This is a genomic window from Arthrobacter sp. 3Tela_A (assembly GCF_049311025.1).
In the GTDB taxonomy this organism is placed as follows: Bacteria; Actinomycetota; Actinomycetes; order Actinomycetales; family Micrococcaceae; genus Arthrobacter_B.
The window spans coordinates 1-20,908 of sequence record NZ_JAXIOM010000039.1; the positions used below are offsets into that span (position 1 = coordinate 1).

A 20,908-nucleotide genomic window follows, 5' to 3' on the forward strand; every position below is an offset into this window, starting at 1 on the left:
CCTTGGCTCGGGGGCTGGGTGTTGTGTATAAGTGCCTGGGGGGGGAGGGCGCCGAGTATGACGGCTCCAAGGATCTCTCCGCAGCGCTGGACCGGATGCGTGAGGGCGTGGACACCACTGCGGGCTACATCAAGGAACAGGGGTACGACCTCCGGATTGCCCTCGAGCCCAAGCCCAACGAGCCGCGCGGCGACATCCTGCTGCCGACCGTCGGACACGCCCTGGCCTTCATCGCCCAGCTGGAGCACCAGGACATTGTGGGCCTGAATCCCGAAACCGGGCACGAGCAGATGGCTGGCCTGAACTACACCCACGGCATCGCCCAGGCCCTGTGGGCCGGCAAGCTCTTCCACATCGACCTCAACGGCCAGAAGTCCATCAAGTACGACCAGGACCTGGTCTTTGGCCACGGAGACCTGACCAGTGCCTTCTTCACCGTGGACCTGCTGGAGAACGGCTTCCCCAACGGCGGCCCGGTCTATGAGGGTCCGCGGCACTTTGACTACAAGCCCTCCCGGACCGACGGATATGACGGCGTGTGGGAATCAGCGGCTGCGAACATGTCCATGTACCTGCTGCTGAAGGAACGCGCGCAGTCCTTCCGCGCCGACCCGGAAGTCCAGGAAGCCCTCGCCGCGTCCGGCGTCGGCGAACTGGCCGAACCCACGCTGGCAGCAGGGGAGAGCACGGCGGATCTGCTCGCGGACACCGCGTCGTTCGAGGAGTTCGACGCCGATGCCGCGGCCCAGCGCTCCTTCGGCTTCATCCGGCTGAACCAGCTCGCCCTGGAGCACCTGCTCGGCGCCCGGTAGGCGTTTGCTAGCATTCCTGGTTCCGGGCACCGAAGCCCGCTCCGCCTGTTGAAAGGTCCGTTATGCCGCTTGTCGCAGGAGTGGACAGCTCCACGCAGTCCTGCAAGGTCGTGATCCGCGACGCCGAAACCGGGGCCCTGCACCGTCAGGGAACAGCCCGGCATGCGCCCGGGACCGAGGTGGATCCGGAAAACTGGTGGCGGGCACTGCTGGAGGCTGCCGCGGCAGCCGGCGGCCTGGGCGACGTCGCCGCGGTGGCCGTGTCCGGGCAGCAGCACGGCATGGTCTGCTTGGATGCCGACGGGGCCGTTGTCCGCGATGCGCTGCTCTGGAATGACACACGCTCAGCCGGATCGGCCCGGGACCTGATCGAGGGTGCCGGGCCCGACGGCGCGGCCTACTGGGCGGAAACCACGGGGACCGTGCCGGTTGCCTCCATCACCGCTGCGAAGCTGAAGTGGCTGGCGGACAACGAGCCGGAGAATGCGGCCGCCACTGCTGCCGTCTGCCTGCCGCACGACTGGCTGTCCTGGCGCCTGGCCGGTCACGGCCCGGGCACCGGGGGACTGGCGGCACTGCGTACGGACCGCTCCGATGCCTCCGGCACCGGCTACTGGTCCCCGGCCACCGGCCAGTACCTGCCTGAAGTCCTGGAAAGCACGCTCGGGCACGTGCCGGCGCTCCCCGTGGTCCTCGGGCCACTTGAACCGGGCCTGCAGACTCCTTCCGGGGCCCTGATCGGCCCCGGAACGGGGGACAACGCCGGTGCCGCGCTCGGCGTCGGCGCGACTGTGGGCGATGTTGTGGTGTCCGTGGGAACCTCCGGCACCGTCTTCGCCGTGACCGAGGACCCCACCGCTGACATCACCGGCCACGTGGCCGGGTTCGCTGATGCTACCGGTCACTTCCTTCCGCTGGCCGCAACGCTGAACGCCTCCCGGGTGCTGGACGCCACGGCCGGGGTGCTCGGCGTCGATCTTCCGGCCCTGACTGAACTGGCCCTTGCCGCTGAGCCCGGAGCGGGAGGGCTGTCCCTGGTTCCCTACTTCGAGGGCGAACGCACGCCCAACCTCCCGGAGGCCAATGCCAGCCTGCACGGCATGACGCTGGCCAACTACACCCCCGCCAACCTGGCCCGCGCCGCCTTCGAGGGAGTGGCGTGCTCGCTGGCAGACGCCTTCCGCGCAGTCACTGGGCTGGGGATCGAAGCGCGGCGGGTCATCCTGGTGGGCGGCGGTGCCCGTTCTGCAGCCATGCAGCAGACGCTGTCCTCCGTGCTGGGAATGCCGGTGGACGTGCCGGAGCCCGGGGAATACGTGGCCGACGGCGCTGCCCGCCAGGCGGCTGCAGTGCTTACCGGTGCCTGGCCGGAGTGGAAAACCCAGGACTCGCTGACGGTCTCCGCGCCGCCGGCTCCGGAGGTCCTCGAGCGCTACCGGGCCGCCGCTCAGCGCACGTACTGAGCGATATATGGACGCCGCCATCCGCCGGGAAACCCCCGCAGATTACTCCGAAGCGGAGAACCTGACCCGCGAAGCGTTCTGGAACGTGTACCGGCCGGGGGCTGTTGAACACTTCCTGCTGCACCGTTACCGCGCCCTGCCGGATTTCGTTCCGGAGCTGAGCCAGGTCCTGGAAACGGACGGCAGGATCGTTGCCCACATTATGTACAGCCGTGCCGAGCTTCGGCGGGAGGACGGGGGCGTACTGCCGGTTCTGGTGTTCGGGCCGGTCTCCGTGCTGCCGGGACACCAGAAGCGCGGCTATGGTGCGGCGCTGATCCGGCACACCCTGGCCGAAGCAGCCGAAAGCGGTTTCGGCGCCGTCGTCATTACCGGCAGCCCGGACTACTACCGCCGGTTCGGCTTTGCGGAGGCAAAGTCCCTGGGGGTGTATTACGACGGCGTTCCCCGGGACGAACCCACGCCCTACCTTCAGGCGCTGGAACTGCAGGACGGCTACCTTGCCGGGGGTCCCTGGACCTACCGGGACCCTCCCGGCTACGACGTCCGCGATGAAGACGTGAACGCGTTCGACGCCCGGTTCCCGCCAAAGCAGAAGCTGAAGCTGCCGGGCCAGCTGTGGTAGCAGACGCCTCCGCCTCCGCGGTTGACCACTCCGAAACGGATATGTGAAGGTTGCTTACTATCCGCTCACCGATGAGGAGGATCAGTGGAAGCAATGGTTTACCGCGGCCCGTACAAGGTGCGGGTTGAAGAAAAGGACATGCCCCGTCTGGAGCACCCCAACGACGCCATCATTCGGGTGACACTCGCTGCCATCTGCGGTTCTGACCTGCATCTTTATCACGGGCTGATGCCGGACACCCGGGTTGGAACCACGTTCGGACATGAGTTTATCGGCGTCGTCGAGCAGGTGGGTTCCTCCGTCCAGAACCTCAAGCCGGGGGACCGGGTGATGGTCCCGGCCAACATTTACTGCGGCTCCTGCTGGTTCTGCGTCCGCGGACTGTACTCCAACTGCCACAACGTGAATCCAAATGCCACCGCGGTCGGAGCGCTGTACGGCTACTCCCACACCACCGGAGGTTACGACGGCGGCCAGTCCGAGTATGTGCGGGTGCCCTTCGCTGACGTCGGGCCGTCCCTCATTCCGGACTGGATGGCGGATGAAGATGCGCTGATGTGCACCGATGCGCTGGCCACCGGCTACTTCGGCGCGCAGCTGGGAGATATCAGGGAAGGCGACACTGTGGTGGTGTTCGGTGCAGGGCCGGTGGGCCTGTACGCCGCAAAATCCGCGTGGCTGATGGGTGCCGGACGGGTGCTGGTGATTGACCACCTGGATTACCGGCTGGAAAAGGCGCGGGAATTCGCCCACGCCGAGACTTACAACTTCACTGAATACGACGACATCGTGGTCCAGATGAAGAAAGACACGGGCTATCTGGGTGCGGATGTGGCGATCGACGCCGTGGGTGCCGAAGCAGACGGAAATTTCCTGCAGCACGTTACCGGCACCAAACTCAAGCTGCAGGGCGGCTCCGCAGTCGCCCTGAACTGGGCCATCGACTCCGTCCGCAAGGGCGGAACCGTCTCGGTCATGGGTGCCTACGGCCCCATCTTCAACGCCGTGAAGTTCGGCGACGCCATGAACAAGGGCCTGACCCTGAATATGAACCAGTGCCCCATGAAACGCCAGTGGCCGCGCCTGTTCGAGCACATCCGCAACGGTTACCTCACGCCGAGCGACATCATCACCCACCGCATTCCGCTGGAGCACATTGCCGAGGGTTACCACATCTTCTCCTCGAAACTAGATGGCTGCATCAAGCCCGTTATTGTGCCCAGCGCATCCTGAACCGCAAAGGAGAACAGCCATGGCCTACACCGCCCGCAACCCTGTTCCTGTCCCCACCGCCGAAGAACTGCGGGCACGCATCCCCGGCTGGGGCGCGGACCTGAATCCGCTCGACCGGCCCTCCGTCCCCAAGCTGCAGTTCGACCCCGGGCGCACCGGCGCGCACTGGGACTTTCCTGACCGGCAGGAGGAAACCTACCCGCGGGAACGGTCAATCGAGCATGAACGGCTCACTCCGGTCTTCGGCACCTCCGTCCCGCTCAAGGGCGTTTCCGGGATGATGCGCCGCTACGCCTACCGCCGCTACAGCGAAGCACGGGCAGCACACTGGCTGATCCTCCTCGCTGCGGACCGGGTGGACGCGTTCGGCGCGCACGTGACCTCCCTCGCCACCCTGCACCCGGATAATCCCATCACTGAGACCGGCGTCCTCAGCGAGTTCCGCCGCGGCGGATTCTCCTCCCGGGCAGGCCGGCGCAGGGCGGACGTGAACCACGCATGGATCGACCCCATCCTTGTCGGCGCCCCCTGGGTCCTGGCAGGAGGCGCAGTTTTCGCCGGAGTGCGGGCGCTGAAACGACTGCGGCGCTAAGCCTATTTTCAGTAATCCTTGACGAACTTCAGGAATTACGTAAATCTTGACGAATGAGTTCGCAAGAAGACCGCCTGCAGGCACTCGAGCAACGGGTTGCTGCTCTGGAAGAACAGCTCACGGCGGCCCCGCCGCAGGCCCGTCCCGAGACAGATGATGTGTTCTGGGCGCTGAACGGCATTCGGGACCGCTACCCGGATCCCGGAGCCGTCCTGTTCGCCGGTACCGCCAGCACGCCGGCCGGTGAGCGGTACGAGTACCAGTACGGCTTGGAGACAGGGCACCTGCTCGACGTCGACTGGGCACCATTCGCCGAATCCCTCGCCGCCCTGGGCAACCCGGTGCGGCTCTCGATCCTGCGTGCCGTCCTGGGCGGAACGGAAACCGTGGCAGCGCTGGCGGAAGAACTGGGTGCCGGCACCGCAGGGCAGATCTACCACCACGTGAACCTGCTCAGCGCCCAGGGCTGGCTGGCCGCCCATGCCCGCTCCCGCTACCGCGTCCCCGCCGCACGGGTGATTCCGCTGCTGGCTATTCTTACCGCTGCCACAGGAGGCAACTGATGCCAGAAACCGTCACGCGTTCCCGGAAGCTGACACCGCGGATCCTCGCCGGCAGTGCCGCAGCCGCCGTCGTCCTGGTCTTTGGCCTCGCCGCCGCGCCGTGGCCCCCGAAGCTCTCCACGGGTATCACCGGAGATACCGCGCTGGCCGACCGGGTGCGCCCGCTCCTCAGCGCGCCGGCGGATCAGATCAGCGTCGCCTACGTCAACGGGGATAGCGTCCGGTACGCCGGCTTCGGCGCCGACGAGCACACCGAATACGAGATCGGGTCAGTGAGCAAGACGTTCACCGCCTCGGTGCTGGCAGACGCCGTGGCCCGCGGCGAGGTCACCCTGGAGACCACCGTCGCGGACATCCTGGGGAACGACCTGCGGGACCCCGACGCCGAGATCGGCACCGTGACGCTGGCCGAACTGGCCAGCCACCGTTCCGGCCTGCCGCGGCTGGCAACCGGAGTAGGCGCCTGGGCGGGTTTGCTGGCCGGCCAGGCCCTGAACCGTGATCCATACACTGCGTCTGCGGAAGAGGTTCTGGCCCAGGCACAGACTGCCGGGCTGAACGGCCGCGGTTCTGTAGCCTACTCAAACCTCGGCTATGCCTTCCTCGGCCAGCTGCTGGCCAAGGCTGCGGGCTCAACCTGGGAAGAACTGCTCCAGGACCGGGTTCTCAATCCGCTTGGGCTCAAGAACACCTATGCGCCGCTCACCGCGGAGAACCTGCCCGGTGCCGCACCCACTGGACGCTCAAGCGGTGGCATGCGGGAAGGCGCCTGGACTATGAAGGGCACCGCCCCGGCCGGAGGAATCCGGTCCACCGCGGCTGACCTGGTGCGCTACGCACAGGCACAGCTGGACGGCACTGCCCCGGGAGCCGATGCCGTTGAACCGCAGTGGAACCATGAAGACCGGCGGTATGGCCTGGCTTGGATCACCGAGGAACACCAGGGCAGGGAGATCACCTGGCACAACGGACAGACCGGGGGTTTCTGGTCCATGGTGGCACTGGACCGGGAATCCGGCAGCGCCGTCGTCATGCTTTCCAACGTCTCCGCCGGGCATGAAGATGCCGTGTTTGAGCTGCTGGCCGGAGGCCCGGAATGATTGCCTCCGCCGTGGCCTGGATCGCCGGGGCCGGACTGATGCTGTACTGCGTCCGGGTGCCCGTTTCGGTCTGGAAACCGGACGGACGGTGGGCGGCGGCGCGGAGCAGGCGGACACTGCTGGCGGCCCTGCTGGAGATCGCGTTTATGGTGGTCCTGGCCAGGCTGGTCATCGACTGGTCACCGGTCACTATCTGGTTCTGGGTTCTCTCCGTTGCTGCCCTGGCGGCGGGCACCGCCGGCGCAGTGATCCGCTGGGACGCCCTGCCGAACGCCCCTCAGCCCCGGGAACCGGGGACAGCGACGCTCGGTGGCTATACCGTGCTGCTGGCCGCGGCAGTGGCTGTGTCAGTCGCTTCCGGCTGAGCCGCCGGGGCTGGCCATAACCCGGCGCAGGAAGGCCACAGCAGCCACATCGTCCTCGATCCCGCCGGCTTCGTGCCCGTTGAAGGGCCACACCTGCAGCTCCTTGGGCCCGGAGTAGTTGTTGTACGCCGCGTAGACGGTGGACGGCGGCGTTATCTGATCCATCAAACCCACCGAGAACAGTGCCGGGACCCCGGCCCGCTTGGCGAAGTTGACCAAATCGAAGTACTGCAGCGTCTGGTGCACCTGCTGGACGCGGGTGCGGTGGATCGCCAGATAATCAACCAGTTCCCGGAACGGGTACGCATCCGTGACCTGCAGTGCCCGGGGGATGTCGGAGGGGAAGGGCACCTTCGCTACGATGGCCGCCAGCTCCGGTGCCAGCGCTGCGGCGGCCACTGCCAGCCCGCCGCCCTGGCTCATGCCCACCGCCGCGCAACGGGCGGGATCTACCCTGTCCAGTGACCGCAGGGCCTGGACAGCCCGGACGGCGTCCGTGGTCAGCCGCCGGTAATAGTAGGTCCCGGGATCGGTGACGCCGCGGGTCATCACGCCTTGGCCCTGGGGTCCGGCACTGCCTGCGGCGTCCGGGGTAACGCCCGTGCTCCAGCCCGCCCCCTGCCCGCGGGTGTCCATCTCCAGGTGCGCGAAGCCGCAGGACGCCCAGAAAAGGTTTTCGTGCGCGTCGCCGCGCCCCCCGCCGTAGCCCACAAACTGGACGACGCCGGGCAGCGGGCCGGAGGTTCCGGACGGTACCCGCAGCCAGGCGCGGATTGGTTCACCGCCGTAGCCGTTGAATGTCACGTCCCAGACGTCCACTGTGGACAGCACAGTCTCGACGGGTTCCAGGATCAGGCCCAGCGGATGGGCCTGCGCTTCTTCGAGGGTCTGCGCCCAGAAATCGTCGAACCCCGCGGGGTCGCTTTGGCTTCCCAGATATGTGGTGAGCTGGTCAGCGGGCAGATCCGTATACATGAATTCCTCCTACGGGGCCGTGACGTCTACCGGCCCTGCTTCCGCTGCCTCCACATGAACTGCACAGTGCAGGCGCCGGGTATGGTCCACCGAGCGTACCGGTCCCGTGAGCGTAATTCCGGTGCTCAGCCGAATGTCAGTGCTGGAGGCACCGAAACGCAGTTCAAGTTCTCCCGGCTCCACCCTGCGCTGCCCATCCACCCCCGTGAAAGAGGCAACGTCCGCCGGCACGGTGAACCGGACCCGCGCGGATTCGCCGGCGCGCAGCGGCACCCGGGCGTAGCCGATGAGCCGCTTTACGGGACGGACCACGGACGCCACCGGATCGTGCAGGTAGAGCTGGACCACCTCCACGCCGTCGCGCTCTCCCGTATTGGTCACGGTCAGCGCGGCAGCAGCTTCACCGGCGGTGCTGACCTCGGTGCCTTCCACGGACAGCGAGTCCCACGCGAACTGCGTGTAGCTAAGGCCGTGGCCAAAGCCGAACGCCGGCGTGGGATCGATGCTCGATACATCAGTTGGCCCCGCGAGAGGCGCGGCCAGATAGCCGGCAGGCTGGCCCCCGGGCGTGGCAGGCACACTGACGGGCAGCCGGCCGGACGGATTGACCGCGCCGCTGAGCACCCGCGCGATGGCGGGCCCCCCTTCCTCGCCCGGGAAGAACGCCTGCACGACGGCGGCGGAACGGGATGCAGCCTGCCCCAGCGCATAGGGGCGGCCGGTCAGCAGGACGGTGACCACCGGCGTGCCCGTATCCAGCAGGGCATCCAGCAGCTGCTGCTGCACGCCGGGCAGCACCAGGGATTCGACGTCGCACCCTTCGCCGCTGGTGCCCCGGCCAAAGAGCCCGGCGCGGTCACCCAGGACGGCAATCACGACGTCGGCTTCCTGCGCCGCTGCCACCGCGGCAGCAATCCCGGAAGGATCGGGATCATCGATCCCGCAGCCGGGGACGTACGCGATGCTGCTGTCCGGGAACTCCGCCTCCAATGAGCCGCCAACCGTGGGCAGCTCAATGCCCGCCGCAATGTCAGGGAACTGTGAGCCGACGTGGGCCGGGAATGAATAGCAGCCAAGGAACGCCATCGGATTCTCCGCGTTCGGACCAACGACGGCGATGCGCCGCGGCGAGAGCAGCGGCAGGGTGCCGTTGTTGCTGAGCAGGACAACCGACTCTTCCGCCAGTTCGCGAGCCAGTTCCCGGTTTTCCGGGGGATCCAGGTCCACCGTGGACTGGACGGCTTCGAGGTCCGAGGCACCGGCAGTCAGCGCCTCCGGAACCGGACTCCAGTCCTCATCCAGCAGGCCAAGGCCGATTTTCTGCAGCAGGACCCGGCGCACGGCTGCGTCCACCAGGGACGGATCAACCCGGCCGGCTTCAAGTTCCTTGAGCAGGTGCTCCCCGTAGGCGTCGACCGTTGGCAGCTCCACATCGACCCCGGCGCCCAGGGCAGCCGCCGCGGCCTCCCCTCGGTTCCCTGCCACGCCGTGCAGGTCCTGCAGGAAGCCGATGCCGAAGTAGTCGGCCACCACAGTGCCTTCGAATCCCCAGGTGTCCCGCAGCAGTCCGGTGAGCAGGGACCGGTCGGCCGCGGAGGGAACGCCGTCGGTATCCGTGTAGGCGTGCATTACGGAGCGCACGCCGGATTCCCGCACGGCCATCTCGAAGGGCGGCAGGACGACGTCGGCGAATTCCCGCGGGCCCATTGACACCGGTGCGAGGTTCCGGCCGGCACGGGAGGCCGAATAGCCGGCGAAATGCTTCAGCGTGGCGACGACCCCGGCATGCTCCAGGCCCTGGATGTAGGCCGTGGCAATGGTGCCGACCAGGTACGGGTCTTCGCCGATGGTTTCTTCCACCCGGCCCCACCGGGCATCGCGGACCACATCCAGCACCGGTGCCAGTCCCTGGTGGATTCCCACCCGGCGCAGGTCGGTTCCGATCGCCGCTGCCATCCGCCGGACCAGGCCCGGGTTGAAGGTGGCGCCCCAGGCGATGGGAACCGGATACGCCGTCGCGCCCCAGGCAGCGAACCCTGCCAGGCACTCCTCGTGGGCCATGGCGGGAATGCCGAACCGGTTCGAAGCGGCGATCCGTTCCTGGGTGCGCATCAGCGAGAGTGCTCCCGCTCCGGCGTCGACCGGTTTGGTGCCGAACGGGCGGGTGAGCTGGCCCAGTCCGGCGGGCAGCAGCGCCTCAAGGTCCGGCGGTTCGTTCATTTCGTGCTGGTGCGGAGCCACCTCGGCGCCGTCGGCGGAGGCGCCGACCCACACTCCGATAAGCTGGGCGGTCTTTTCTTCCAGGGTCATTTGGGACAGCAGGGCATCCGCGCGCTCGGCGGGGGAGAGGGAGGCGTCCCGCCAGAGGACGCGCTTGGTGGTGGTGTTCGACATGGGTCACTTTCCGCCAGCGCCCATAAGGCCCTGGACTAGTGCGCGGCGTGCAAAGAGGTACACCAGCAGCACGGGAATCATGGAGAGCATCACGGCGGCGAGGATGCCGGGGACGTTGATTCCGTACTGGGTCTGGAAGTTGAAGAGGCCTAGGGTGATGACCCGGGTCGACTCCGACTGGGTCAGGATCAGCGGCAGCAGGAAACCGTTCCAGCCCTGCAGGGCGGCGAAGACGGCGATCGTTGAGATGCCGGGTTTGGAGAGCGGCAGGACCAGCCGGACGAACGTCCGCCAGGTTCCGGCTCCGTCCACGGCCATTGCCTCATACAGCTCAGGGGTGATGTCCCGCATGGTTCCGGAGAGGATCAGCGTGCAGATCGGCAGGGCGAACGCCGCAGTGGGCAGGATGATGCCCAGCAGGGTGTCATAGAGGCCTACCGTGTTGATCAGGTAGAACATGGGGACGATCACCGCCTGGACCGGAATGGCCAGGCCCAGCAGGAAGAACCGGAACACCAGGGTGGTGGTGCGGGACTGGCTGCGCACAATGGCGTACGCCAGCGGCGGCACCACCAGCAGCACGATCCCCACCACTCCGCCGGTGACAATCAGGGTGTTCAGGAAGTAGAGCCCGAACCCGCTCTGGAACACTCCCACGTAGTTCTCCAGCGTGAAGCTGGTGGGGAAGGAGAGCGGCCCGCCGGCACTGAACTCGCTTCGCGTCTGCACGCTGGCGGCGATCATCACGTACAACGGCAGGGCAACGATCAGGAGCCAGACGACGGCGGCCGCTCCTGCGATGTAGTTGGGGCGCGTGCGCATTCAGACTCCTTCCATGGTGCTGCGCATCTTGTCGTAGCCGGAGACCTTGACCATGATCAGCGAGATGGTGGTGGCCACGACCACCAGGACCAGGGCGACGGCGGCTCCAATGCCGAAATCGAACCGGCGGAAGGCCTGCTCGAACATGTAGAAAGCCGTGATGGTGGTGTCGGTGCCGGGCCCGCCGTTGGTCAGGATCAGCACCGTCTCAAAGGTGGTCAGTCCGCCCACGACCATTAGGATCACGGACGTGATGATCGAGTTGCGCAGCTGCGGCAGTGTGATGCTGAAGAACGTGCGCACCCGCCCCGCTCCGTCGACTTCCGCGGCCTGGTACAGCACCTGTGGAATGGCCCGGGCGGCACCCTGGTAGATCAGTGTGTGGAACGGCGTGAACTGCCACATGCTCACGAAGATGATGACGCCGATCGCGGTGGCCTGGTGGCCAAAGAGGTTGCCGTCGCCAAAGAGCCAGCGGAACTGGGACGGCACGCCGAAGTTGGGGTCCAGGAGGGCCCGCCACAGGACAGAAATGGCAGCCGAGGAGAGCAGCAGGGGAACAAAGTAAATGGCGCTCAGGACGGCGCGGTTCCGCTGCGGTCCGGCTGCCCAGACGCCCAGCAGCATGCTCACGGGAGTTTGGGTGGCCACACCGAGGACGATGAAAAGCAGGCTCAGCCAGAGGCTCTTGAGCATGATTGGATCCCCGGCGAGCTCCTGCCAGTTCTCCATTCCAACGAACTTTGGGTCGCCGATGCCGCGCCAGCTCATAAAGGAGAGCACCACGACGGCGATCAGGGGAACCACGGCGAAGAGCAGGAAGAACACCGTGGCCGGGAGGGTCCAGGCCAACCCGGGGCGGGGTGTGCGGGCCGAGCGGCCGGACGCTGCCGGACGGTCCTGGACGGATCCGTCCGGCAGCGCCGGCGGCTTCGGAGGAAGCAGGGCAGTCATGAGGAGTAGTTCCTACAGGCCCTGCATGGCGGCGATGAAGCCGTCTTCGTCGATCCGTCCGCTGAAGAAGTCGGACATGGCCCCGTGGATGGCAGGGGTGGCCGAGGGCGGGTAGGCCTGGTCCCAGGAGAGCTGGAACGCGGGGGCCTGCTCCACCAGTCCGTACTGGAAGCGGGCATAGTCCGGATCGGCGGACTGGTCCAGGAACTGCTCGGTGTTGGTGGTGGTGGGCAGGTTGCCGATTGCCACCTGCTCCTGGACGAACTCGTCCGAGTACATCAGCTTCAGGAAGTCGCGGACGGTGTCCGGGTACCGGGTGTTCGCCAGGACGGAGTAGAAGTTGTTGGTGTTGCCCACCAGGTTCTGCGGGTCGCCCTTGCCGCCGTCGATGGTAGGGAACTCGCTGTAGCCCAGGGAACCGGACTCCACGAATTCCGGTGCAGCGTCCTGGTGCGTGGAGTACGCCCAGGAACCCATCAGTTCAAAGCCGGCCTGGCCGCTGGAGAGCAGCGAGGCTGAACCGCCGTCGGTGAACTTCACGGACTGGAAGTTGCTGCCGAACGCGCCGGCGTCCACCAGCTCGCGGAGCATGCCGAGCGCTTCACGGCTTTCTTCGGAGTCCCAGACCTCGGTATCCCCGGCGAGGGCGCTTTCAAAGAGTTCCGGTCCGGCCACGCGGTCGTAGACGTACTCGACCCACATCAGGGTGGGCCATTCATCGGCTCCGCCCAGCGCAATGGGCGTTACCCCGGCGGCCTTCAGTTTTTCGACGGCAGCCAGCAGCTCGTCCCAGGTTTCCGGGGCGCCGTCGACGCCGGCATTGGCCAGGACCTCTTCGTTGCTGAAGAGCATCACCGGCTGGGTGCCGCGCATGGGTATGCCGTAGGCCTGGCCGTCGACCACAGCGGTGTCGAAGACCGAGGGGAGGAAGGCATCCTTAAGCTGGGGTTCCTCCTCGATGAAGTCGTCCAGCGGCATCAGCAGCCCGGCGTCCACGTAGTCGGTAATGGATCCGCCGCCCCAGTTGAAGAACACGTCCGGGGCGGAGTCCGTGTCGATGACGGTCTGCAGTTTCTGCTGGTAGTCGGCCCCGGGGATGGTGTCCAGGACAACCTTGACGTCCGAGGTTTCGTTGAACTTGTCCACCATGGCCCGTTCGACGTCGTTGCCGGCGTCGCCGTAGACCAGTACATGGACTTCATTTTCGGGCCGGTTGCTGGCAGCGGATTCTCCGCTGTTCGAACAGGCGGCCATCGACATGCTGAGTGCCAGCGCACCCGCTGCTGCGGTAGCTGGTTTCAGCCAGCTGCGGTTGTTCCTCATTGAACTGCTCCTCACTGGAAGGTCTTCCGGGAAGCGCGTCCCGAAAGTTTCGAAACACTTGCCGAAAGTTCTGGAATGCGGCTAGCTTAGGATGCAGGGATGTGATGCGCAACACTTTATGGCTGCGTCTTCGCGCCGGGGACTTTCGCATGAAGGAGAAACACATGGCACAAACGCCTGCGGCTGGGCGCGTTACCCTGGCGGAACTTGCGGCCGAGGCTGAGGTCTCGCTGTCCACGATTTCGAAAGTCCTGAACGGGCGCTCGGATGTTTCGCGAAAAACCCGCACGAAAGTTGAGGCACTGCTGGACGGGCACGGCTACCAGCGCCGGGCCGGGCGCAGCACCAAGTCCGGATTGCTGGAGCTGGTGTTCCATGAGCTCGAGAGTGCCTGGGCGCTGGAGATCATCCGCGGCGTTGAAAACGTCGCGCGGGAACACGGCCTGAGCGTGGTGCTCACCGAAAGCGGCACCCGGCATTCACCCGGGCCCGAGTGGGTGGAGGGCGTGATCGCCCGCCGTCCCGCCGGCGTCGTACTGGTTTTCGCGGACCTGGCACAGGAATCCCGCCGCCTGCTCGAATCCCGCGGCATACCGTTTGTGATCATCGATCCTGCGGGGGACCCGGCGCCGGATGTCCCCTCGGTGGGCTCGGCCAACTGGGCGGGCGGAATGATGGCCACACGGCACCTCATCGACCTCGGGCACCGGCGGATCGCTGCCATTACCGGGCCGGAGGACCTGATGTGCTCGCTGGCGCGGATCGACGGCTACCGTTCAGCCCTGAACACCGCCGGGCTGCCCTTCGCCGCGGAACTGGTCCGGTACGGAAACTTCCACGTCGACGGCGGACGGGACCATGCGCTGGACCTGCTCGCGCAGCCGGACCGCCCCACGGCCATCTTTGCCGGCAGTGACCTGCAGGCTTTGGGGGTGCTCGACGCCGCCCGGCAGCTGGGGATCGCGGTCCCGGAACAGCTCTCCGTAGTGGGCTACGACGATCTTCAGGTGGCCCGCTGGTCCTCGCCTGCCCTGACCACCGTGCACCAGCCGCTGATTGAGATGGCGGAGGAGGCAGCGCGCATGGTGCTGATGCTGCGGGACGGGGAACAGCCCAAGAACACGCGCCTGGACCTCTCCACGTCCCTGGTCATCCGGCAGAGCACTGCTGCTCCGCCGTCCGGGAACAGCTAGGGTCTGGTCCCGCCTAGGCCTGGTCCGTTTAGGCCTGGTCCGCGGTGCCGGCGCCGTCGGGCTGGGCAGCCGTGCCGAGCCGGCGTCCGCTGCGGCGGTAGGCCGGCGTCGTCGCCAGGACCACGTTGATGAGCACGGCACAGCCGATGATCACGCCGGCCATGGACAGTGCCGATCCGCCGAAGACACCGACCAGCGGGCTGATGAGCCCGGCCAGTCCCACCTGCAGGCAGCCCAGCAGCGCAGCGGCCGTTCCGGCCATGTGCCCGTAGCCGTCCAGCGCCAGGGAGGTGGCGTTGGAGAAGATGAAGCCCAGCATGCCCAGCACCACCCACAGCCCGGCCACCAGGCCGATGACGCCGCCGAAACCGGTGGCAATGATGATCGGCAGGATGACGGCCAGGACCAGCAGCACCGGGGCGGCGATGCGCAGGATCCCGGCGGAGGGGAAGCGCTTCAGCAGGGAGGCGTTCACCTGGGAGGAGACCACCATGGCGACGCCGTTCACGGCGAAGATCAGCGCGAAGGTGGCGGGGGAGAGGCCGTACTCTTCCTGCATCACGAACGGGGAACCCACCACGTAGCTCATGATGATGCCCATCGACAGGCCCGGGATAACGGCGAACGCAAGGAAGCGGCGGTCGCGCAGCAGAACCCGGTAGCCGCCGGGTTTGCCGGACTTCGGGGTGCCCTTCTTCGCCTTCGCCAGCCGCCGTTCCGGCGGCAGTGTTTCCGGCATCCAGCGCCACACGATGACCACCAGGATCACGCCGATCAGCGCCAGCGCGTAGAAGACGGCCCGCCAGGCCCAGATGCCGGCCACAGCCTGCCCCAGGGTCGGCGCCAGCAGCGGGGCCAGGCCGATCATCAGCATCAGCCGCGAGAGCAGGCGCGCGGCGTCGGATCCGGTGAATCGGTCCCGGATAACGGCGATGGCCACTACTGAGGCAGCCGCGTTGAAGAAGCCCTGCAGAATCCGCAGCCCAATCAGCATGCCGATGTTCGGGGCGATCGCGCACAGCAGCGACGTCACGATGTGCATCGAGATGCCGATCAGCAGCGGCAGCCTTCGGCCGAACCGGTCGGAGAGCGGGCCGATCACCAGCTGGCCCACGGCGGTTCCCAGCAGGGTGCCGGAGAGCGTGAACTGGGCTGCCGTCGTTGTGGTGGCCAGGTCCGAGGCGACCTCGGGAAGCGCCGGAAGGTACATGTCGGTGGTTACCGCCGGCAGAGCGGCGAGGGCACCGAGCATCAGGATGTACTTCAGGTTCCGGGAGCGGGAAGAGGTGCGTGCGGGGGAGGTTTTGGACACCGGGGAGGGACTCCTAAGCAGGATTAAAAAGACGGTGGGCCTCGGCCAGTATAGGCGAGGGGCGGGAAGCGTTGACCGGTCCAGTACGGAGTTTCACACTGGAGGAACATCCCGCCCCTGTTGAATGAACCCCGTTGAGCGCCACCGAGCTGAGGCGATACCCATGGAAAATCGGATCCTGGATTACACCGAATGGCAGGACACAGCAGATACCCTGCACCTCTTTCTCCAGATGGCCGGCAAGGTCAAAATCGAGCGCAGCTACAAGCGTCCGGAGTGGGGGCACGTGCGGATGCCGCTGACTATCGACGGGATCGGCACCGGGATCATCCCCGGCAGCGGCTCCAGCTTTGAGATCTACTTCAACCTGCGCCAGCACCACGTGGACGTGCAGAACACCGACGGCGGCAAATCCCGGATCCCGCTGGGCGACGGCCTGAGCGTGGCTGACTTCCATTCCCAGCTGATGGCCGCGCTGGACTACATCGGCATGCCGACGGCCATCAACACCACGCCGCAGGAGTTCTATGACGAGACGCCCTTCGACGAGGACACCAAGCACTCCTCCTGGGACCGCGGTGCGGTGGAAATGTATCTGGAGAACCTGCACTTCGCCCACCGCAGTCTCTCCCGTTTCCTGGCGCCCTTCCGGGGCAAGGTGGACATGCCCGAGTTCTGGTTCGGCACCATGGACCTGTCCGGAACCGTGTTCGCCGGACAAGCTGCCCCGTACAGCGGGAGCGACGTCATTGGGGTGAACTGCTTTGACGAGAAGTTCGTGGAGTACGGCTTCTGGCCGGGTGACGTGAAGATGTCCAAGCCGGCCTTCTTCGGCATGCCGTATCCGTTCTTCTCCGGGATCGAGAGCTACTCCTCCATGCTCAGGCCGGACCGTGCGGAGTTCATGCCGCAGATGAGCGAGTTCATCCTGACGCTGGAGGATGCCTTCTCCTATCCGGATCCGGAACAGGCCGTGGTGGATATGTGCCGCAGCAGCTTCGAGATTGTGCAGCGCATGGACCGGTGGGCGGACCTGGAGTGGATCACCGAACCGCTTTCCTATCCCGCGTCCTCATCCCCGGCGTAATCTCAGGGCGGGCTGCCTAGACTGGGGTGGCAATATAGGCACGACGCCGGAACGGGAACCTCAGGCCCGCCGGCCGGAGGAGCGAACATGGCCCGCATAGCTGTGCTGCAGGCGGTATCCGAGGTGGGTGCACCCAAGGCAAACCTCGCCCTGATCCGGCGGGCAGCAGTCCGCGCCGCCGACGCCGGAGCAGACCTGCTGGTGACACCCGAGCTGTTCGCCACGGGTTACGCCCCGGCACAGGCGGCGGGCTCCGACGGCGCGGCCCTGCGCAGCCAGCTGGCCACCATCGCGGACGAGGAAGGCATCGGCGTCGTCGCCTCCACTGTGGAGAACGACGCCGGGACCCGCTTCATCACTGCCTCGCTCTTCGACGAAACCGGCACGGAGCTGCTGCGCTACCGCAAGGCCCATCTGTTCGGCGACGAGGAACGCGGTGCCTTTACACCGGGCGCCGGGATCCCCAGGTCAGCGGACTTCCGCGGCCTCCGGGTGGCCCTGGGCATTTGCTACGACATCGAATTCCCGGAATATGCCCGCGCGGCGGTGCGCGCCGGGGCGGACCTGCTGTGCATTCCGACGGCGGTGCCCGCAACCGGGGACGTCGGCGGTCCGCAGCCGCTGCACACCTACAACGCCGAACGGATCTCCACCCTCCTGGTCCCGGCGCGGGCGCTGGAGAACGGTGTTTACATTGCGTACGCGAACCACTCAGGGCCCGGCTTTACCGGCACCAGCGTGATCGCTTCCCCGTACGGCACCCTGCTCGCGCAGGCCGCCGCGGACGGGGAGGAGCTGCTGCTGACGGACATCCATCCGGCCGAGGCGCAGCGGGCCCGGCGGATCAACACTTATGCCCAGGACATGCGCCCGGAGCTGTACCGCTAGGAGGCTGCCCGGAATTAGGGCTGGCAGGTCCATGCTGACATAATGTTGGCAAACCCCCTTCGGAAGGCGGCCTGCTCCATGACTCCCCGCAAACTGTTTACCGCTCTGGCTTTCGCCGAAGCCGTGACCTGGACCCTGCTGATCGCGGCCCTGGTGGCCAAGTACGCGTTCGGCAACGAAGCCTTCACGCCGATTGCCGGCGGCCTGCACGGTTTTGTGTTCCTGTCCTACGCCGCCGTGACCGTGTTTGTGTGGGTCAACCAGAAGTGGTCCGCTGCCACCGGCGTGCTGGGCGTTGCGCTCGCCGTCGTTCCCTGGGCCACCATCCCGTTCGAAAAGTCGCTGGACAAGCGCGGCCTGCTCGAAGGCGGCTGGCGCCTGGGCCCGGGCGGTGAGGAACCGAAGAACTTCGTGGACAAGGTGCAGGCCATGGTGCTGCGCCGTCCCGTGGCGGCAGCCCTGGTTGCCGTGGCCGGCGTCGCGGTGGTGTTCTTGATCCTGCTCTGGCTCGGCCCGCCCATCCCCAAGGGCTAACCCAGCTTCGGCCCGGGCGTCACAACCGGGTGAGCCGCCCCCGGTGCTGGCAGGATGGGCGCATGGCCAAACCGTTTACCCTGGTGCAGCTGCGGTACTTCGCCGCCGTCGCGGCAGCCGAGAGCATGACTGCGGCGTCCCGCGAACTCAACGTCACCCAGTCGGCGCTTTCCGCTGCGGTCAGCCAGCTGGAGAAGGACCTCGACGTCCAGCTCTTTATCCGCGGACGGCAGCGGGGAATGCGGCTGACCGCGGCGGGCCGGCAGTTCGCCAAGGACCTGGCGCCCTTCCTGGAAGAAGCCGATGCACTCTATGAAGCGGCGCGCGGCTACTCGGACGCGCTCACGGGTGAACTGCGTGTGGGAGTCTTTGCTCCGCTGGCACCCTTCCGTGCCCCGGTGATCCTGCAGGCCTTCGAAACGGCGCACCCGGAGGTGCAGATTTCTTTCCTGGAAGGAGACCAGGAATACCTCCGGCGCTCATTGCTGGATGGCGAGTGCGAATTGGCGCTGATGTACGGTCTGGGGCTGGATGAAGGCTTCACCACCAAGGTGGTGGAGCGGATAACTGCCCATGTGCTCGTGGCTGAAAGCCATCCCCTAGCCGCCAGTCCGGACGGTGAAGTATCACTGGTGCAGCTCGAAGACGAACCGATGATCCTGCTTGACCTGCCGCACACCCGTGAGTACTTCATGAGCCTGTTTGCCGCCGCCGGGGTGCGGCCGAAGATCCGCCACCGTGCCTCCGGCTATGAAACGGTGCGGTCTTTCGTTGGCCGGGGGCACGGCTACTCGGTGCTGAACCAGCGGCTGCACCATGACCAGACCTATGCCGGTGGCCGGGTTGTTCCGCTTCGGCTCACCGATGATGTACCCGGAATCGAAGTCATGCTGGTTCGGCCGGCCGGGGTCCGCCCCACCCGCCGGGCCCTGGCTTTTGAGGCGGTGTGCGGGCGGCTGTACGGCGCAGATCGCTGATCCTCGCATCAACGAAATCGATCGCACGCTTCATAAACATCAACTGGACATCTGTGACGCAGGTCACCAGAGTGGACCCATCATCATCTCTGCCTGCCGGCAGCAGGCCGCCCCATCCCCGCAACGACGCGGAGAACACGGCTGCTGACCGGCGCCGATCCCCAGGAGTGCAGTTGAACAGCTCAGAACCACGTTTCCGCGGTATTACACAATCCGCGCAGAGCGGACCGGCAGAGGGAAACACTGCCGACACAACCACCAGCCAGACGTTACGTTCCGGAAACCGCGGGCAACGGAGCCTAAACCCGGTTTGCGTACGGTGGCTTTCATGACTACGAACGAAGTGACTCCGCACGACACCAGTGTCCAGTCCGCTCCGGCGGAAGGTGCCAAGCCCCGCATTACAGGCATGCAGAAGCGTGTCCTGGCCGGCGGCAGCGTTGGCCAGTTCATCGAGTTCTACGACTTCGCCCTCTACGGCCTCTCAGCCGTGGTCCTTTCCCAGCTCTTCTTCCCCAGCGAAAGCGCCTTCATCGGGCTGCTGTCCACTTTTGCCACCTTCGGCGTCGCCTTCCTGATCAGGCCGCTGGGCGGACTGTTCTTCGGTGCCCTGGGCGACAAGATCGGCCGGCGCCGGGTCCTCTACATCACGCTTGTCTCCATTGGTGCTGCGACTGCAGCCATCGGACTGCTGCCGACCTACGCCACCATTGGTGCGCTGGCTCCGGCCCTGCTGGTGCTTTGCCGGCTGGTGCAGGGCTTCTCGGCCGGCGGTGAATCGGTGGGTGCGCCGTCGTTCGTCTTTGAACACGCACCGGCGAACCGCCGCGGCTTCTGGCTCAACATCACCCTCGCAGCCACCGCGCTGCCCTCCGTGGTGGCCGGAACGCTGATCCTGATCCTCAGCCAGTCCATGAGCGACGCCGACTTCCAGAGCTGGGGATGGCGCATCCCGTTCCTGCTGGCACTGCCGCTGTCCCTCTTCGGCCTGTGGATCCGCGCCAAGACCGAGGAAAGCGAAGTCTTCAAGGCAGTCCTGGCCAAAAACCAGACCAAGGAATACAGCCCCATCCGCGAGACCTTCCGCACCAACAAGGTCCGTATGCTGCAGGTCATCTTCGTCATGGGCCTCACGGCAATGGGCTTCTACTTCCTTTCCGGCTACTTCGTCTCCTACGTCCAGACCACCGGCAACCTCAGCCGTGACCAGTCGCTGCTCGCCAACGCCGCAGCCATGGCGTTCTACGCACTGCTCCTGCCGCTGGGGGGAATCATCGGCGACCGGGTTGGCCGCAAGCCCATGCTGATTGCCGGCTCGGCAGCACTGGCCGTCTTCGCCGTTCCCTGCTTCATGCTGGTGACCAGCGGCGTGCTGGGACTGGCCATCCTGGGCCAGCTGCTCTTCGTCATTCCGCTCTGCATCTACGGCGGCGGCTGCTACACGTTCTTCGTGGAAATCTTCACCACCAAGACCCGCTTCACCTCCGCAGCCATCAGCTACAACGTTGCCTATGCCATCTTCGGCGGCACCGCCCCGTTCGTTGGCACCGCACTGGTAGCCGCGACGGACGTGGCGTACTCGCCGGGCTTCTACATGAGTGCTGCAGCCGTGATCGTGCTGCTGCTGCTCACCCTCACCAAAGTGCCGGAAACCCGCGGCCGCATGGGCTAGCGCCGCTCGGTACGGCCGCACGGA

The 20,908-nt window shown here is 66.4% G+C and carries 20 protein-coding genes; 14 read left to right on the forward strand and 6 right to left on the reverse strand.

Annotation, left to right across the window (positions count from 1 at the left end; genetic code table 11):
• The 8 genes from TVC13_RS11960 to TVC13_RS11995 all read left to right on the forward strand — a co-directional run.
• Window positions 1–812 (forward strand): TIM barrel protein (locus TVC13_RS11960; RefSeq protein ID WP_422401416.1); only part of this gene is annotated, 812 nt, incomplete at its 5' end.
• A 62-nt stretch (window positions 813–874) separates the two neighbouring features.
• On the forward strand, window positions 875–2,275 hold the full coding sequence (locus TVC13_RS11965; RefSeq protein ID WP_422401417.1) for an FGGY family carbohydrate kinase: 1,401 nt from the start codon (window positions 875–877) through the stop codon (window positions 2,273–2,275).
• A gap of 7 nt (window positions 2,276–2,282) precedes the next feature.
• Entirely contained in the window at window positions 2,283–2,900 is a 618-nt protein-coding gene (locus TVC13_RS11970) for a GNAT family N-acetyltransferase (RefSeq protein WP_422401418.1), read from the forward strand.
• 84 nt (window positions 2,901–2,984) lie between these two features.
• The gene (locus TVC13_RS11975) at window positions 2,985–4,133 is read left to right on the forward strand and encodes a zinc-dependent alcohol dehydrogenase (RefSeq protein ID WP_422401419.1); all 1,149 of its coding nucleotides are present in this window, start codon (window positions 2,985–2,987) and stop codon (window positions 4,131–4,133) included.
• Window positions 4,134–4,152: 19 nt separating this feature from the next.
• Window positions 4,153–4,725 carry a hypothetical protein gene (locus TVC13_RS11980; protein ID WP_422401420.1) on the forward strand — a complete coding sequence of 191 codons (573 nt, stop codon included), beginning with the start codon at window positions 4,153–4,155 and terminating at the stop codon, window positions 4,723–4,725.
• Between the two features lie 53 nt (window positions 4,726–4,778).
• Entirely contained in the window at window positions 4,779–5,288 is a 510-nt protein-coding gene (locus TVC13_RS11985; RefSeq protein ID WP_422401421.1) for an ArsR/SmtB family transcription factor, read from the forward strand.
• The gene (locus tag TVC13_RS11990; protein WP_422401422.1) at window positions 5,288–6,388 is read left to right on the forward strand and encodes a serine hydrolase domain-containing protein; all 1,101 of its coding nucleotides are present in this window, start codon (window positions 5,288–5,290) and stop codon (window positions 6,386–6,388) included. Before TVC13_RS11985 ends, TVC13_RS11990 begins: the two co-directional genes overlap by 1 nt.
• Window positions 6,385–6,753 carry a hypothetical protein gene (locus TVC13_RS11995; RefSeq protein WP_422401423.1) on the forward strand — a complete coding sequence of 123 codons (369 nt, stop codon included), beginning with the start codon at window positions 6,385–6,387 and terminating at the stop codon, window positions 6,751–6,753. The genes TVC13_RS11990 and TVC13_RS11995 overlap by 4 nt, the downstream gene beginning before the upstream one ends.
• Here TVC13_RS11995 and TVC13_RS12000 read toward each other — a convergent pair.
• The 5 genes from TVC13_RS12000 to TVC13_RS12020 are packed head-to-tail and all read right to left on the reverse strand — an operon-like array spanning window position 6,736 to window position 13,221.
• On the reverse strand, window positions 6,736–7,728 hold the full coding sequence (locus tag TVC13_RS12000; protein WP_422401424.1) for an acetylxylan esterase: 993 nt from the start codon (window positions 7,726–7,728) through the stop codon (window positions 6,736–6,738). The two genes, TVC13_RS11995 and TVC13_RS12000, sit on opposite strands and share 18 nt — an antisense overlap.
• A gap of 9 nt (window positions 7,729–7,737) precedes the next feature.
• Window positions 7,738–10,122: a beta-glucosidase family protein gene (locus TVC13_RS12005; RefSeq protein WP_422401425.1), complete on the reverse strand. Its 2,385-nt coding sequence runs from the start codon at window positions 10,120–10,122 to the stop codon at window positions 7,738–7,740.
• A 3-nt stretch (window positions 10,123–10,125) separates the two neighbouring features.
• The gene (locus tag TVC13_RS12010; protein ID WP_422401426.1) at window positions 10,126–10,944 is read right to left on the reverse strand and encodes a carbohydrate ABC transporter permease; all 819 of its coding nucleotides are present in this window, start codon (window positions 10,942–10,944) and stop codon (window positions 10,126–10,128) included.
• Window positions 10,945–11,898 (reverse strand): carbohydrate ABC transporter permease, encoded by a 954-nt coding sequence (locus TVC13_RS12015; protein WP_422401427.1) that lies wholly within the window; start codon window positions 11,896–11,898, stop codon window positions 10,945–10,947.
• Window positions 11,899–11,910: 12 nt separating this feature from the next.
• A complete protein-coding gene (locus TVC13_RS12020) occupies window positions 11,911–13,221 on the reverse strand; it encodes an ABC transporter substrate-binding protein (protein WP_422401428.1) in 1,311 nt (436 codons plus the stop codon).
• Window positions 13,222–13,385: 164 nt separating this feature from the next.
• Here TVC13_RS12020 and TVC13_RS12025 point away from each other — a divergent pair, with 164 nt between their 5' ends.
• Window positions 13,386–14,414, forward strand: coding sequence for a LacI family DNA-binding transcriptional regulator (locus TVC13_RS12025; protein WP_422401429.1), 1,029 nt, complete (start codon window positions 13,386–13,388; stop codon window positions 14,412–14,414).
• A 28-nt stretch (window positions 14,415–14,442) separates the two neighbouring features.
• Here the strand turns inward: TVC13_RS12025 and TVC13_RS12030 are convergent, their stop codons facing one another.
• On the reverse strand, window positions 14,443–15,726 hold the full coding sequence (locus TVC13_RS12030; RefSeq protein WP_422401430.1) for a multidrug effflux MFS transporter: 1,284 nt from the start codon (window positions 15,724–15,726) through the stop codon (window positions 14,443–14,445).
• A 163-nt stretch (window positions 15,727–15,889) separates the two neighbouring features.
• On the opposite strand from TVC13_RS12030, the gene TVC13_RS12035 reads away from it, so the two are divergent.
• From TVC13_RS12035 to TVC13_RS12055, 5 genes are all read left to right on the forward strand, one after another.
• A complete protein-coding gene (locus tag TVC13_RS12035; RefSeq protein ID WP_422401431.1) occupies window positions 15,890–16,813 on the forward strand; it encodes a DUF5996 family protein in 924 nt (307 codons plus the stop codon).
• Between the two features lie 87 nt (window positions 16,814–16,900).
• Entirely contained in the window at window positions 16,901–17,701 is an 801-nt protein-coding gene (locus TVC13_RS12040) for a nitrilase-related carbon-nitrogen hydrolase (protein ID WP_422401432.1), read from the forward strand.
• A gap of 78 nt (window positions 17,702–17,779) precedes the next feature.
• Entirely contained in the window at window positions 17,780–18,235 is a 456-nt protein-coding gene (locus TVC13_RS12045; protein ID WP_422401433.1) for a DUF3817 domain-containing protein, read from the forward strand.
• A 62-nt stretch (window positions 18,236–18,297) separates the two neighbouring features.
• Window positions 18,298–19,212, forward strand: a complete 915-nt coding sequence (locus tag TVC13_RS12050; RefSeq protein ID WP_422401434.1) for a LysR family transcriptional regulator — start codon at window positions 18,298–18,300, stop codon at window positions 19,210–19,212.
• A 328-nt stretch (window positions 19,213–19,540) separates the two neighbouring features.
• On the forward strand, window positions 19,541–20,884 hold the full coding sequence (locus tag TVC13_RS12055; protein ID WP_082413690.1) for an MFS transporter: 1,344 nt from the start codon (window positions 19,541–19,543) through the stop codon (window positions 20,882–20,884).
• Window positions 20,885–20,908 lie beyond the last annotated feature (24 nt).

Bases quoted from the DNA above. Each gene is read 5' to 3' on its own strand.
- TVC13_RS11980 (WP_422401420.1), top strand. From the start codon at position 4,153: ATGGCCTACACCGCCCGCAACCCTGTTCCTGTCCCCACCGCCGAAGAA.
- TVC13_RS12050 (WP_422401434.1), top strand. From the start codon at position 18,298: ATGGCCAAACCGTTTACCCTGGTGCAGCTGCGGTACTTCGCCGCCGTC.
- TVC13_RS12035 (WP_422401431.1), top strand. From the start codon at position 15,890: ATGGAAAATCGGATCCTGGATTACACCGAATGGCAGGACACAGCAGAT.
- TVC13_RS12020 (WP_422401428.1), bottom strand. From the start codon at position 13,221: ATGAGGAACAACCGCAGCTGGCTGAAACCAGCTACCGCAGCAGCGGGT.
- TVC13_RS12055 (WP_082413690.1), top strand. From the start codon at position 19,541: ATGACTACGAACGAAGTGACTCCGCACGACACCAGTGTCCAGTCCGCT.
- TVC13_RS11995 (WP_422401423.1), top strand. From the start codon at position 6,385: ATGATTGCCTCCGCCGTGGCCTGGATCGCCGGGGCCGGACTGATGCTG.
- TVC13_RS12015 (WP_422401427.1), bottom strand. From the start codon at position 11,898: ATGACTGCCCTGCTTCCTCCGAAGCCGCCGGCGCTGCCGGACGGATCC.
- TVC13_RS12005 (WP_422401425.1), bottom strand. From the start codon at position 10,122: ATGTCGAACACCACCACCAAGCGCGTCCTCTGGCGGGACGCCTCCCTC.
- TVC13_RS11990 (WP_422401422.1), top strand. From the start codon at position 5,288: ATGCCAGAAACCGTCACGCGTTCCCGGAAGCTGACACCGCGGATCCTC.
- TVC13_RS12040 (WP_422401432.1), top strand. From the start codon at position 16,901: ATGGCCCGCATAGCTGTGCTGCAGGCGGTATCCGAGGTGGGTGCACCC.
- TVC13_RS12025 (WP_422401429.1), top strand. From the start codon at position 13,386: ATGGCACAAACGCCTGCGGCTGGGCGCGTTACCCTGGCGGAACTTGCG.
- TVC13_RS12010 (WP_422401426.1), bottom strand. From the start codon at position 10,944: ATGCGCACGCGCCCCAACTACATCGCAGGAGCGGCCGCCGTCGTCTGG.
- TVC13_RS11965 (WP_422401417.1), top strand. From the start codon at position 875: ATGCCGCTTGTCGCAGGAGTGGACAGCTCCACGCAGTCCTGCAAGGTC.
- TVC13_RS11970 (WP_422401418.1), top strand. From the start codon at position 2,283: ATGGACGCCGCCATCCGCCGGGAAACCCCCGCAGATTACTCCGAAGCG.
- TVC13_RS11985 (WP_422401421.1), top strand. From the start codon at position 4,779: ATGAGTTCGCAAGAAGACCGCCTGCAGGCACTCGAGCAACGGGTTGCT.
- TVC13_RS12045 (WP_422401433.1), top strand. From the start codon at position 17,780: ATGACTCCCCGCAAACTGTTTACCGCTCTGGCTTTCGCCGAAGCCGTG.
- TVC13_RS12000 (WP_422401424.1), bottom strand. From the start codon at position 7,728: ATGTATACGGATCTGCCCGCTGACCAGCTCACCACATATCTGGGAAGC.